Below are 12,890 nucleotides of genomic sequence, written 5' to 3' on the forward strand. Positions count from 1 at the left end.
GGCATGGCTGAGGGGGATGTGAGCACCGCGGGAGTCGACGCCTATCTGCGCCGCCTGGGCGTTGAACAGCCCGCCTGGCCCACCGTGGACGCGCTGCGCGAGCTGTAACCCCCGCATCCGGTTCGCGTGACTGCCTATCGGACGCTGGTGTCCTCCACGGCGTCAAGTACCGCGTGCCACGGGTACTCCTCCGGTCGGCCCTGACCCGGCTGGTTCGGTACGAACCCGTCCTCGCCGTACAGGACGCGCACACCCATGTCGCGCAACTCGGTCACGCTCCGCTCGAACTGCCGATGCCGCGCGTAGGCCGCATTGACGCAGGGCATCGCCACGAGCGGGATGCCCTTGCCGATACCCTCGGCCACCACCCCGACGACGAAGTCGCGGGTGATGCCCAGCGCCCAGGCGTTCATCGTGTTGAAGGTGGCCGGCGCGACAGCGATGACGTCTGCCTTCGGCCATACGTCGGGCTCGCCCGGCAGCTTGTAATCGGACCGGACCGGGTGGCCGGTGAGCTGTTCGAGCTCGGCCTGCTGGGGGGCGAGCCAGCGTGCGGCGGTCGGGGTCAGTCCCAGGCACACGTCGAAGCCTCGGGCTTGGGCGTCCCGGACCACCTGAGCAATGTCGAACACGGGCGGGGCGGCCGAACCGAACAGGTACAGCACGCGTTCAGCTGTGGTCATGCGGCCATCCGATCACACAACCGCCCCCTCTTATGGAGGAGTCGGGAGCGGAAAGGCACACCCGGGCCGTCGGCCGGGGGTACTGTCCCAAACCAAGTGGGTGCTTGGAACGGGGACCAGTATGACAACACTGGACGACGACCACACGGGCGCGCGCATCAAGGAGCAGCGCAGACTGGCCAGGCTGACGCAGCGACAGATGGCCGACCTCCTGCCGTACTCGTACAGCTACCTCAATCAGGTGGAGTGCGGCGCCCGACCGGCGACAACGGCCTTCGTGGCCGCGTGTGCAAAGGCCCTGACCATCGACGTGACCGTGCTGACCGGGCAGCCGTATGTGACCGAATTGCAGCGGGACCGGCTTGCTGAACTCGTAAGACCCATCCGGGAGTCCTTGGACCTGTACGACCTCGGCCCCGACCCGGATATCAGCGTGCGGCCGACGGATCGGCTCATCGCCGCTGCCGACCACCTGTGTGCCGAGGTGCGTGCCACGCACCTGCGCAACGCGGCCCGTGAGCTGCCGGATGTGATTGCCGAGCTGACGCACACCGCGTGGTCGATGCCGACGACCGAGGTATGGCAGGCCCTTGCGTCGGCGTACCGCACCGCGCACGACATCAGTGTGAAGCTCGGCTACTACGACCTGTCGACGGTCGCGCTGGACCGGATGGACTGGGCGGCGCAGCGGGCTTCCGACCCGTGCCTGGCCGCCGTCCGCCAGTACATGCGGGCCCTGGTGTACTTCCGGGAGGGCGAGTACCGGATCGGGCAGCGCCTGGTCACCGCTGGGCGCAGCGTGGTCGACCAGGCTGGGTCCACCCGGGAGGCGCTGGCCGTCGCGGGCCAGCTCCATCTCGGGGAGTCCGTCATCGCGGCGCGCGCGGAGGACCCTTCGGGGGTGACCGTACACATCGGCGAGGCCCGGAAGATCGCCGACCGGATCGGTGACGCCTCCGACGTGCACTGGCTGTCCTTCGGGCCGACGAACGTGGCGCTGCACAAGATGTCCGCCGCTGTCGAAATGCGCCAGTACGACGACGCCCTCAAGCAGGCCCGGAAGATGAAGGTGCCGCACCAGCTGGCGGTCTCCCGCCGTGCGCACTTCCTGATCGAAAAGGCACGCACCGAGATGGAGACGGGGCACACCGAGTCTGCGCTGAAGACGCTGGTGGAAGCGCGCCGTGCGGCGCCGGAGCAGACTCGGTACCACCCGGCCGCCCGGGAGACGATCACTGGACTGGTGCACTTGGCTCGCCGTACGCCGGACACGCTCAACCACATGGCGGCCTGGATCGGCCTGTAGCACGCTCACAACGCTCACAGAACTGTGAGCGTTCCGCCCTTCTCACAGGGTCACGCTGTACTCACACCGGGTCAGAGTGACGCAGAGCGCAGCCCCAGCGGTCGTCTGGCTCGGTGTGCCCCGGCAGCCGCGCGAACGACTCCGGGGCCGGCCAACGCTCAAACCGTGAGAAGGAGCGTCAACACCATGAACGCTACAGCCCCACTGAAGCCTGGCGTCAAGCCGAAGCCCGGCGTCAAGATGACGATCCGGGTCTACACCGTGAACGCGCAGGGGTCCGTCATCGAGGACCGGGGCACCGTGGTCGCCGTCGGGTTCGGGGAGGACCCGGCCGCGCTCGCCCCCGGCTCCTTCGGATTCCCGCCCTGCCGGTGCCCCCGCCACCGCACCCGCCGGGCGGTGACACGGTGAACACCACCCGCCCGAACACCCGGACCACACCGGTCGACATCGCCACGATGCGCGAGACCGTGAACCGGCTGCTGGATCCCGACGCCGTCCCCGAAGCGCTGCCGCCCACCGGCGACGAGCTCCAGGCACTGACCGCCCTCGTGCGCGGCCACCTTGCGCTGCTGGTCCCCGAGGTGGAGGCAGCGGCCCGCACGCTGGAGGAGAACAGCGTCCACCGCTACACCGTCCTCGGGTGCGTGTGGGAGGCCCGCAGCCGACTGGAGACACAGCCGTCCCCTCGCTTCGGCGGCGCCCCCGGTTACGCCCGGCGCCTGGCCCGCGCCCTCAACGCCCTGTGCGACCACTACGAGGCGCTGAACGAAGCCGCGCGGTGACCGTGGACGTCCGCGAGATCCTCGTGGGCGCCCTGCTGACCATGGACACGGAAGAGATGGCCGCGACACTCCGCCGTGCGGCCCTGACCGAGGAGCCCTTGCCGGCCCCTCGCCTGCGCTACGGTCTGCGTCCGTGACCGCCGCATTTGTCCACTGGCACGCCTTTGCGTACACCGGTAAGGGCTACACCGACAGCGAGGTCGGCAAGGGCCTCGCCCCGCCTTCCTTCCCACCGGTCGAGCTCGCCCAGTGGCTGGACCGACGGCCCGGCCTGCGCGTCTTCACCGAACAGCAGATCGACGAGGCCGTGGCCTGGCTGGACGAGGAGCTGAACGAGCATGTTCCGGTGGACGCCGCCTCGTTCCCCATCACCACACGCCTGGAGTACTCGCGGGCCCGGCTGCGCGAACGGGTCAACAGGGACGTGTGGTACGGCTACTGGTCCGCACGCGGACAGTTCGTGACCCGTGTGCTGGTCGCCTGCACCGACACCGGGAAGAGCAAGGGCTGCGCGTAGCCCTCACAGACCGGTCCCGCCTGTCCGTTGCCCCCGTGGCGGACGGGCGGGGCCTTCTCCCGCCCGGCACCGGGCACGGTCACCGTCCTGCGGGCCGGGGGGCGCGACACTGAGGACATGAACGAGGGAATGAGCACCGCGGAAGTCGACGCCTACCTGCGCCGCCTGGGCGTCGGGCAGCCCGCCTGGCCCACCGTGGACGCGCTGCGTGAGCTGCATCTGCGGCATCTGGAGACCGTGCCGTTCGAGAACCTGTCCATTCACCTCGGCGAGGAGATCGTGCTGGAGGAGAAGCGGCTGCTGGAGAAGGTGGTGGAGGCGCGGCGGGGCGGGTTCTGTTACGAACTCAACGGGGTGTTCGGGGCGTTGCTCGCCGCCCTCGGTTACGACGTCCAGATGCTCGCGGCGCGGGTGTACGGCGACGGGGGCCGGCTCGGCATCCCGTACGACCATCTCGCGCTGCGGGTGCGGACGGTGGACGGCGGGGACTGGCTGGCCGACGTCGGCTTCGGCGCCCACTTCCACCTCCCGCTGGCCTTCGGGGAGCGTGGGGAGCAGGAGGATCCCGGGGGTGCGTTCCGGATCGCCGAGGCGGGTGCCGATGCGGCCGGGGTGCGCGGTGGGTCAGACCGGGTGGAGGTGGCGGACCTGGACGTGAGCCGGAACGGGCGGCCGGTGTACCGGCTGGAGGTCCGGCCGCGGGTGCTCGCCGACTTCATGGCCGGGGCGTGGTGGCACAGCACTTCACCGGCCTCCCACTTCACGCGGTCGCCGGTGTGCTCGCGGATCACCGGGGACGGGGGCCGGATCACGCTCAGCGGCCGGCGGCTCACGGTCACCGCGCCGGACGGGACGCGGCGGGAGCACGAGGCCGGGACGGACGAGGAGGCGCTCGCGCTCTACCGGGACCGGTTCGGGATCGTGCTGGACACGGTGCCGACGGCGCGCGGCACCGGGACGGGCGGCTGATCCCGGTACCGGGGCGGGTGGCTGACCCAGGTACCAGGACGGGCGGCTGACCCGGCACCGGGACGGGCGGCTGACCCGGTGCCGGACAATGACCCGTGTGAGTGATGTGCGACATGTGCTGGTGCTGCCCGACCGTGATGCGGCGGAGGAGGTGGCCGAGGCCCTCGGGGAACGGTTCGGCGTGGACGAGGAGCCCCGGCTGGTGCGGGACGCGCTCGCCGGTGAGGACGACGCGGAGGACGCACAGTGGCTCGTCGTCCTGCGGGACGAGCCGGCCCGGCTGGACCCCGGGGAGCTGAACGAGTTCGTGGCCGAGTGGGACGGCTGGCGGGAGGAGCCGTAACCCGGCGGCCGCACCCGGCGACCGCACCCGGCGACCGCACCCGGCGGCCGCACCCGGCGGCCGCCGGCCGGACGGGGATGTCAGTGGCGCGTGGGATGCTTGTCGCGATGGCCAGGAAGACCGCATCCGACGACCTCCTCGCCCCGGTGACGCTCGCCGTGGGCCAGGAGGACCTGCTGCTCGACCGTGCCGTGCGGGAGGTGGTGGCCGCCGCGAGGGCCGCCGACGCCGACACGGACGTACGCGACCTGACACCGGACCAGCTCCAGCCCGGCACCCTCGCCGAGCTGACCAGCCCGTCGCTCTTCGCGGAGCGCAAGGTCGTCGTCGTACGCAACGCGCAGGACCTGCCCGCCGACACCGTCAAGGACGTGAAGGCGTACCTCGGCTCGCCGGCCGAGGAGATCACGCTCGTCCTGCTGCACGCGGGCGGCGCCAAGGGCAAGGGGCTGCTCGACGCGGCGCGCAAGGCGGGGGCGCGGGAGGTGGCGTGCCCGAAGATGACCAAGCCGGCGGACCGGATGGCCTTCGTACGGAGCGAGTTCCGCACCGCCGGCCGGTCGGCCACCCCGGAGGCGTGCCAGGCGCTGGTCGACGCCATCGGCAGTGATCTGCGGGAGCTGGCCTCGGCGGTGACCCAGCTCGTCGCGGACGTCGAGGGCACGATCGACGAGGCGGTCGTCGGGCGGTACTACACCGGGCGGGCCGAGGCGTCGAGCTTCGCGGTCGCCGACCGCGCGGTCGAGGGACGTGCGGCGGAGGCCCTGGAGGCCCTGCGCTGGTCGCTGTCGACCGGAGTGGCCCCGGTGCTGATCACCAGCGCGCTGGCCCAGGGCGTACGGGCGATCGGCAAGCTCCAGTCGTCGCCGAACGCGCGCCCCGCCGATCTCGGCATGCCGCCCTGGAAGATCAACCAGGTGCGGCAGCAGATGCGCGGCTGGTCCCCGGACGGCGTGGCCGTCGCGCTGCGCGCGGTCGCCGAGGCGGACGCGGGCGTGAAGGGCGGCGGGGACGATCCGGAGTACGCCCTGGAGAAGGCGGTCGTCACCATCGCCCGCGCGGCCCGCTCGCGGGGACGGGCGTAACGGCACGGAAGAGGCCGAAGGCCCCGCCCACCACCCGGGGAAGGGTGTGAGGGCGGGGCCTTCGGATGAAGCGTGTGAGCCCGTACCCGCGTGGCGAACGCAGGCCGCGTACGAGCTCGGGATGCCGGCCGGGGGCGGATGAGAGAGGGCCCGCCCGGGGTCCGGTCGGCGGTCAGATCAGAGGGTGGTTCAGCCCTTGACGGCCGCGACCTTCTGAGCCAGCGCCGACTTCTTGTTGGCGGCCTGGTTCTTGTGGATGACGCCCTTGGAGACGGCCTTGTCGAGCTGACGCGCGGCGGCGCGCTGGTACTCGGTGGCCTTCTCGACGTCACCCGCGGCGGCGGCCTCGCGGGCCTTGCGGATCGCGGTCTTCAGAGAGGACTTGACGGCCTTGTTGCGCAGCCGGGCCTTCTCGTTGGTCTTGTTCCGCTTGATCTGGGACTTGATGTTCGCCACGAATGAGCCTCTACAGGTTCTGGCACGAGCCCGCACGGGACGCGTACCGGTGATTTTCCGAAGGTGTGCCTCGTGCTGAGAGGGCATGAGACACAGCCCCCCACACTACCAGCGGCCCGTTCAGTGGCCCAAACCCGTCTCCGGTCGCCGCGCGTGGGACGATGGAAGCTACGTATCGATCCGACCCGAGACCGCAGACGCACAAGCACACGTATGCGGACGCCTCAAGAATCAGGACCCTGCGTGCCCGCGATCCCCAGCCATGTGCCCGAGCCGAGCCGTACCGACCCCGCGCTGATCCGCAATTTCTGCATCATCGCGCACATCGACCACGGCAAGTCCACGCTCGCCGACCGGATGCTCCAGCTGACCGGAGTGGTCGAGCAGCGGCAGATGCGCGCTCAGTACCTCGACCGCATGGACATCGAGCGTGAGCGCGGCATCACGATCAAGTCCCAGGCGGTGCGTCTGCCGTGGGCTCCCACCCACGACCAGGGCAACACGCACATCCTCAACATGATCGACACCCCCGGGCACGTCGACTTCACCTACGAGGTCTCGCGGTCGCTCGCCGCCTGCGAGGGGACCATCCTCCTCGTCGACGCCGCCCAGGGCATCGAGGCCCAGACCCTCGCCAACCTCTACCTGGCGATGGAGAACGACCTCACGATCATCCCCGTACTGAACAAGATCGACCTGCCGGCCGCGCAGCCGGAGAAGTTCGCCGAGGAGCTGGCGAACCTGGTCGGCTGCGACCCCGACGACGTGCTCAAGGTCTCCGCGAAGACCGGTCTGGGCGTCGAGGCGCTGCTGGACAAGGTGGTCGCCGAGATCCCGGCCCCGGTCGGCGTCGCGGACGCCCCCGCCCGCGCGATGATCTTCGACTCGGTCTACGACTCCTACCGCGGTGTCGTGACGTACGTCCGTGTCATCGACGGCCAGCTCAACAAGCGCGAGCGGATCCGGATGATGTCCACCGGCGCCACCCACGAGCTGCTGGAGATCGGCACCAACTCCCCGGAGATGCTGCCCGCCGACGGCCTCGGCGTCGGTGAGGTGGGCTACCTCATCACCGGTGTGAAGGACGTCCGCCAGTCGAAGGTCGGTGACACCGTCACCAGCCAGCACAAGGGCGCCGAGGAGGCGCTCGGCGGCTACAAGGACCCCAAGCCGATGGTGTTCTCCGGCCTCTACCCGCTGGACGGCTCCGACTACCCGGAGCTGCGCGAGGCCCTCGACAAGCTCCAGCTCAACGACGCCGCCCTGGTCTACGAGCCGGAGACCTCCGCCGCCCTCGGCTTCGGCTTCCGCGTCGGCTTCCTCGGCCTGCTGCACCTCGACGTGATCCGTGAGCGGCTGGAGCGCGAGTTCGGCCTCGACCTCATCGCCACTGCGCCGAACGTGGTCTACCGGGTGGTCATGGAGGACGGCAGCGAGCACATCGTCACCAATCCGAGCGAGTTTCCCGAGGGGAAGATCGGCGAGGTGTACGAGCCGGTGGTGCGCGCCACCATCCTGGCGCCCAGCGAGTTCATCGGCTCGATCATGGAGCTGTGCCAGACCCGGCGCGGTGTCCTGCTCGGCATGGACTACCTCTCCGAGGACCGGGTGGAGATCCGCTACACCCTCCCGCTCGCGGAGATCGTCTTCGACTTCTTCGACCAGCTGAAGTCCAAGACCCGCGGCTACGCCTCCCTGGACTACGAGCCCACCGGCGAGCAGACCTCCAGCCTGGTCAAGGTCGACATCCTGCTGCACGGCGACAAGGTGGACGCGTTCTCCGCGATCACCCACAAGGACCAGGCGTACGCGTACGGCGTGCGGCTCGTCGCCAAGCTCAAGGAGCTGATCCCGCGGCAGGCCTTCGAGGTGCCGGTGCAGGCCGCCATCGGCTCGCGGGTCATCGCCCGCGAGACCATCCGCGCCATCCGCAAGGACGTCCTCGCCAAGTGCTACGGCGGTGACATCTCCCGCAAGCGGAAGCTGCTGGAGAAGCAGAAGGAAGGCAAGAAGCGGATGAAGATGGTGGGTTCCGTGGAGGTTCCCCAGGAGGCCTTCATCGCCGTCCTCTCCAGCGACGACAGCGCGGGATCGGGCAAGGGCAAGAAGTAACCGGAGGTTACCGCGGGTCACTCCGCGAACCGGGCGTAACGGGGCCCGTCGTACTCGCGTACGACGGGCCCCGCGCGTTCACGGGGTAGCTGTCCCTGTGTGAAGTGACAGGCCGTGACCCCTTACGCCGTGGCCGGTCGCCCTTTACTCTGTCCGTGCTCGATAGTTACTCGCGAGTTAAACAACGGCGCGAGGAAACCCCAGCCGCACTGAGCCAGCCGCACCGTCGCGGGCCCCGGAGGATGTCGTGAGCGACCCACAGACACTGATCGAGAACCGTCCGCCGAGCGTGGCGACCCTCTTCCTGGAGCGCGTGGCGGCCACACCGGACGCCGAGGCCTACCGCTATCCGGTCCCGGCGGCCTCCGGCGAGGGCCCGGACGACTGGAAGTCCCTCACCTGGGCGGGCGCCGCCGAGCGGGTCCACGCCATCGCGGCTGGCCTGATCGAGCTGGGCGTCGAGTCCGAGCAGCGGGTCGCGCTCGCCTCCTCCACCCGGGTCGAGTGGATCCTCGCCGACCTCGGCATCCTCTGCGCCGGCGCCGCCACCACCACGATCTACCCGCAGACCAACGCCGACGAATCCGCCTACATCCTCTCCGACTCCCAGAGTCGGGTGCTGATCGCGGAGAACGCCGAGCAGGCGGCCAAGGCGGTCGGGAAGCGCGCCGAGCTGCCCGAGCTCACCTACGTCGTGGTCGTCGACCCGGCCGGCGCCGACACCGACGACTTCGTGATCACCCTCGCCGACCTGGAGAAGCTCGGCGCCGCCCGGCTCCAGCGGGAACCGGAGCTGGTCAAGGAGCGGGTCGCCGCGATCACCAAGGACCAGCTCGCCACCCTCATCTACACCTCCGGCACCACCGGCCGCCCCAAGGGCGTACGCCTGCCGCACGACTGCTGGTCGTACATGGCCAAGGCCATCCCCGCCACCGGCCTGGTCGGCGCCGACGACGTGCAGTACCTGTGGCTGCCGCTCGCCCACGTCTTCGGCAAGGTGCTCATCTCCGGCCAGATCGAGGCCGGCCACGTCACCGCCGTCGACGGCCGCGTCGACAAGATCATCGAGAACCTCCCGGTGGTCCGGCCGACCTACATGGCGGCCGTGCCCCGCATCTTCGAGAAGGTCTACAACGGCGTGGCCGCCAAGGCGAAGGCCGGCGGTGGCGCCAAGTACAAGATCTTCCAGTGGGCCGCCGAGGTCGCCCGCGAGTACGCCAAGGTCACCCAGGACAACTTCCGCCGCACCGGCACCGCGAGCGCCCCCTTCGGCCTCACGGCGAAGCACGGCGTCGCCGACAAGCTCGTCTACGCCAAGATCCGCGAGGCCTTCGGCGGCAACCTGCGCGCCTGCGTCTCCGGCTCCGCCGCCCTCGCCCCCGAGATCGGCTACTTCTTCTCCGGCGCCGGCGTCCACATCCTGGAGGGCTACGGCCTCACCGAGTCCTCCGCCGCCTCCTTCGTCAACCCCGGCGAGGCCTACCGCACCGGCACCGTCGGCAAGCCGCTGCCCGGCACCGAGGTCCGCATCGCCGACGACGGCGAGATCCTGCTGCGCGGCCCCGGCATCATGCAGGGCTACCACAACCTGCCCGACAAGACCGCCGAGGTCCTGGAGGAGGACGGCTGGTTCCACACCGGCGACATCGGCGAGCTCTCGCCCGACGGCTACCTCCGCATCACCGACCGCAAGAAGGACCTGATCAAGACCTCCGGCGGCAAGTACATCGCGCCGGCCGAGGTCGAGGGCCAGTTCAAGGCGGTCTGCCCCTACGTCTCCAACATCCTCGTCCACGGCGCCGACCGGAACTACTGCACCGCCCTCATCGCCCTCGACGAGGCCGCCCTCGCGCCCTGGGCGGCCGAGAACGGCCTGGAGGGCAAGACGTACGCGGAGATCGTCGCCGCGCCCGCCACGGTCGAGATGGTCGACGGCTACGTCAGGCAGCTCAACGAGGGCCTCCAGCGCTGGCAGACCATCAAGAAGTTCCGCCTCCTCCCGCGCGATCTCGACATCGAGCACGGCGAGGTCACCCCGAGCCTGAAGCTGAAGCGCCCGGTGGTGGAGCGCACGTACAAGCACCTCATCGAGGAGATGTACGAGGGCACGCGCGAGGCGTGACCGTCACGGTGTGACTGCGGAGGGGCGGGGTTCCGGGCCGGTACGGCCGGGACCCCGCCCCTCTTGTCGCGTTTCCGTGATGACCGGAACGCAGCGGCTTCCTGTCCGTTCCTGACCGCACACTTGACGCTGTGCTCACCCTTGGCGGTCCACTTCGGTGACTCGGCGCTTATGGGCGGGTCCGGTCTGTCACCCTGTCGGCAACGATCGAGTTCTCTTCGTACGAACTGCCCGGGGAGCTGCCCATGGGGGCCATTCCGACCCAACGGGAGACCGCCTCGTGCGCCTCCGGCGCGCGGGAGTGCGCGTGGGTGGACGCGACCCTGGCCGGGAGCCCCCTCGCACCGGGCGCCGCACGCGCCCTGCTGCGCAAGGCGCTCACCGAGTGGGCGGAGCTCGCCCTGCCCGGCGCCGAACACCTCACCGGCCGCGTCGGCGACGACGCCACGCTGATCGCCAGCGAACTCGTCACCAACGCCGTCGTGCACGCCGGTACCGAGGTGCGGGTGGCGTGCAGGCTGGAGGAGGGGACCGGCGCGCTCGTCGTCGAGGTCGCCGACCAGCACCCCTCCCGCGCGCCGCGCGGCAGCGAACCGGAGGGGTCGCCGTACGACACCCCCGAGTACGGGCGCGGCCTGCGCCTCGTCGCTGCGCTCTCCGAGGCCTGGGGGATCACCTACCGTCCGGGCACGAAGACGGTGTGGGCGCGCCTGGCCGCAGGGGAGTGCACGGCGGACGACCGGATCGAGGCGTACGCCGGGGAGCGCACGCTGGCGCGCGACCTGCGCGTGGCGGAGATCCTCGCGCCGGAGCCGCCCCGGACGGAGCAGAGCGCCCCCGGCCCCCTGGACGCACTCGATCCACCGGCCCCCCGACGCCCACCCGGTCCCGCCCGGGACACCTGGCGCGGCGGCTCGTACGGCGACGACTGGCTCGCCCGCCGGCCCGGCCGGGACGGGACCTGGCTGGGGCGCGGCGCCCTGTCCTTCCTCGCCGAGGCCTCCGACCTACTCGCCGGGCAACTGGACGAGGACCTGGTCACCTCGCTCACCGGCCAGCTGATCGTGCCGCGGCTGGCCGACTGGTGCGCGGTGTGGCTGGAGGACGAGACCACCGGCCGCGGCGGCGGCTGGGGCGAGGGGAGCCGGACCGACGGCTCCCGCCTCGCCCGCGTCTGGCACGCCAGCGAGAACCGCATCGAGGACCTGAGCCGGGCCCTGGAGCGGAACCCGCCCCACCCCGGCGACCCGTTGCACCCGGGACCCGAGCCTTATCCGTGGCCGGGCGGGGCGCTCGACGGGCCGGCCGACGCGGTCCACGGGCTGGGCGGGGCGGTCCACGGGCCGGGCGACGCGTTCGACGGGTGGCGTACGGGGTCCGGCGGGCCGGGCGGGTCACCCGGTGGCGGGCCGAAGCCGAAGGGGCCGGACCGGAGGGCCGGCGGGTCCGCGGACGCGGTCGACGAGCCGGCCGACGCGCCCGACGCCTCCGCCGACGGGCCCGACGCCTCCGCCGACGGCGCCCACGGCACCGCCCTCGCCTACCGGCTCGTCGCCGGCGGGCGCCCGCTCGGCACGCTGGTGATCGGGCGGGGTGGCATCGACCGCTTCCCCGACGAGATCACCGGCCTGGTCGAGGACCTCGGCCGGCGCGTAGCCCTCGCCATCGGCGCCGCCCGGCAGTACTCCCGCCAGGCCACCATCAGCGCCGTACTGCAGCGCGGACTGCTGCCCGGCGCCGTCGCCGAGATCCCCGGCGTGCGCAGCGCCCTCGTCTACGAACCCTGCGACAAGGGCGGCCCCAGCGGCGACTTCTACGACCTCTTCCCGGCCGGCCGGGGCCGCTGGTGCTTCGCCGTCGGCGACGTCCAGGGCAAAGGGCCGGAGGCCGCCGTCGTCATCGGCCTCGTCCGCCCCTGGCTGCGGCTGCTCGCACGCGAGGGCTACCGCGTCGCCGACGTCCTCGACCGCCTCAACCAGCTCCTCCTCGACGACGCCACCGAGGCCGCCGACGCCGCCGCCCGCGCCCTGGTGGCCGCCGGCGCCCGCCCGACCGCCCCCGGCGACGGCCCCCAGACCCGCTTCCTCTCCCTCCTCTACGGCGAACTCGTCCCCTTCGACGGCGGCGTCCGCTGCACCCTCGCCTCCGCCGGACACCCCCTGCCCCTGCTGCTCGCCCCCGACGGCTCGGTCCGTGCCGTCGCCCAGCCGCAGACCCTGCTCGGGGTCGTCGAGGACGCCACCTACACCAGTGAGACCTTCGAGATGTACTCCGGCGACACCCTGCTCTGCGTCACCGACGGAGTCACCGAGCGCCGCTCCGGCTCCCGCCAGTTCGACGACGGCGACGGGCTGGCGCTGGCCCTCTCCGGATGCGCGGGGATGCACGCGGAGCTGATAGCGGAACGCATCACCCAGCTCGTGCACGAGTTCGGGGCCCGCCCGCCCGCCGACGACCTCGCGCTCCTCGTCCTCCAAGCGGAGTGACACGGCCGGTGCGGGACAATGGAGCA

Annotated in this window: 13 protein-coding genes and 1 pseudogene; 12 read left to right on the forward strand and 2 right to left on the reverse strand. The window is 71.3% G+C overall.

What is annotated here, in order from left to right:
• Window positions 1-3 precede the first annotated feature (3 nt).
• Window positions 4-105, forward strand: a pseudogene (locus IH50_RS40785) (arylamine N-acetyltransferase); the annotation flags it as partial.
• 29 nt (window positions 106-134) lie between these two features.
• Here IH50_RS40785 and IH50_RS0106465 read toward each other — a convergent pair.
• Window positions 135-683 (reverse strand): flavoprotein, encoded by a 549-nt coding sequence (locus tag IH50_RS0106465; RefSeq protein ID WP_030858210.1) that lies wholly within the window; start codon window positions 681-683, stop codon window positions 135-137.
• 121 nt (window positions 684-804) lie between these two features.
• Between IH50_RS0106465 and IH50_RS0106470 the strand changes: the two genes are divergently transcribed.
• The 8 genes from IH50_RS0106470 (at window position 805) to holA (ending at window position 5,688) form a co-directional block, all read left to right on the forward strand.
• Window positions 805-1,989 (forward strand): helix-turn-helix domain-containing protein, encoded by a 1,185-nt coding sequence (locus IH50_RS0106470; RefSeq protein ID WP_030858212.1) that lies wholly within the window; start codon window positions 805-807, stop codon window positions 1,987-1,989.
• Between the two features lie 186 nt (window positions 1,990-2,175).
• Window positions 2,176-2,400 carry a hypothetical protein gene (locus IH50_RS39110; protein WP_030858214.1) on the forward strand — a complete coding sequence of 75 codons (225 nt, stop codon included), beginning with the start codon at window positions 2,176-2,178 and terminating at the stop codon, window positions 2,398-2,400.
• On the forward strand, window positions 2,397-2,774 hold the full coding sequence (locus IH50_RS0106480; protein WP_030858216.1) for a DUF6415 family natural product biosynthesis protein: 378 nt from the start codon (window positions 2,397-2,399) through the stop codon (window positions 2,772-2,774). Before IH50_RS39110 ends, IH50_RS0106480 begins: the two co-directional genes overlap by 4 nt.
• Window positions 2,771-2,911, forward strand: coding sequence for a hypothetical protein (locus tag IH50_RS41575; RefSeq protein ID WP_158801173.1), 141 nt, complete (start codon window positions 2,771-2,773; stop codon window positions 2,909-2,911). The genes IH50_RS0106480 and IH50_RS41575 overlap by 4 nt, the downstream gene beginning before the upstream one ends.
• Window positions 2,908-3,291, forward strand: a complete 384-nt coding sequence (locus IH50_RS0106490) for a hypothetical protein (RefSeq protein ID WP_030858226.1) — start codon at window positions 2,908-2,910, stop codon at window positions 3,289-3,291. The genes IH50_RS41575 and IH50_RS0106490 overlap by 4 nt, the downstream gene beginning before the upstream one ends.
• A gap of 129 nt (window positions 3,292-3,420) precedes the next feature.
• Window positions 3,421-4,260, forward strand: coding sequence for an arylamine N-acetyltransferase family protein (locus IH50_RS0106495; RefSeq protein ID WP_030858228.1), 840 nt, complete (start codon window positions 3,421-3,423; stop codon window positions 4,258-4,260).
• Between the two features lie 88 nt (window positions 4,261-4,348).
• Window positions 4,349-4,603 carry a hypothetical protein gene (locus IH50_RS0106500; protein ID WP_199822053.1) on the forward strand — a complete coding sequence of 85 codons (255 nt, stop codon included), beginning with the start codon at window positions 4,349-4,351 and terminating at the stop codon, window positions 4,601-4,603.
• A gap of 107 nt (window positions 4,604-4,710) precedes the next feature.
• On the forward strand, window positions 4,711-5,688 hold the full coding sequence (holA, locus tag IH50_RS0106505) for a DNA polymerase III subunit delta (protein WP_030858232.1): 978 nt from the start codon (window positions 4,711-4,713) through the stop codon (window positions 5,686-5,688).
• A 189-nt stretch (window positions 5,689-5,877) separates the two neighbouring features.
• Here holA and rpsT read toward each other — a convergent pair whose 3' ends face one another.
• Complete coding sequence (gene rpsT / locus IH50_RS0106510) at window positions 5,878-6,144, reverse strand: 30S ribosomal protein S20 (protein ID WP_030858234.1); 267 nt, start codon at window positions 6,142-6,144, stop codon at window positions 5,878-5,880.
• 243 nt (window positions 6,145-6,387) lie between these two features.
• Here rpsT and lepA point away from each other — a divergent pair, with 243 nt between their 5' ends.
• The 3 genes from lepA to IH50_RS0106525 all read left to right on the forward strand — a co-directional run bounded on the left by lepA (window position 6,388) and on the right by IH50_RS0106525 (window position 12,864).
• Window positions 6,388-8,256, forward strand: a complete 1,869-nt coding sequence (gene lepA / locus IH50_RS0106515; RefSeq protein ID WP_030858236.1) for a translation elongation factor 4 — start codon at window positions 6,388-6,390, stop codon at window positions 8,254-8,256.
• A 247-nt stretch (window positions 8,257-8,503) separates the two neighbouring features.
• On the forward strand, window positions 8,504-10,378 hold the full coding sequence (locus tag IH50_RS0106520) for an AMP-dependent synthetase/ligase (protein WP_030858238.1): 1,875 nt from the start codon (window positions 8,504-8,506) through the stop codon (window positions 10,376-10,378).
• 245 nt (window positions 10,379-10,623) lie between these two features.
• Window positions 10,624-12,864: an ATP-binding SpoIIE family protein phosphatase gene (locus tag IH50_RS0106525; protein ID WP_030858241.1), complete on the forward strand. Its 2,241-nt coding sequence runs from the start codon at window positions 10,624-10,626 to the stop codon at window positions 12,862-12,864.
• The last annotated feature ends 26 nt before the right edge of the window (window positions 12,865-12,890 follow it).

The organism is Streptomyces sp. NRRL S-37, from assembly GCF_000721605.1.
Classification (GTDB): domain Bacteria; phylum Actinomycetota; class Actinomycetes; order Streptomycetales; family Streptomycetaceae; genus Streptomyces.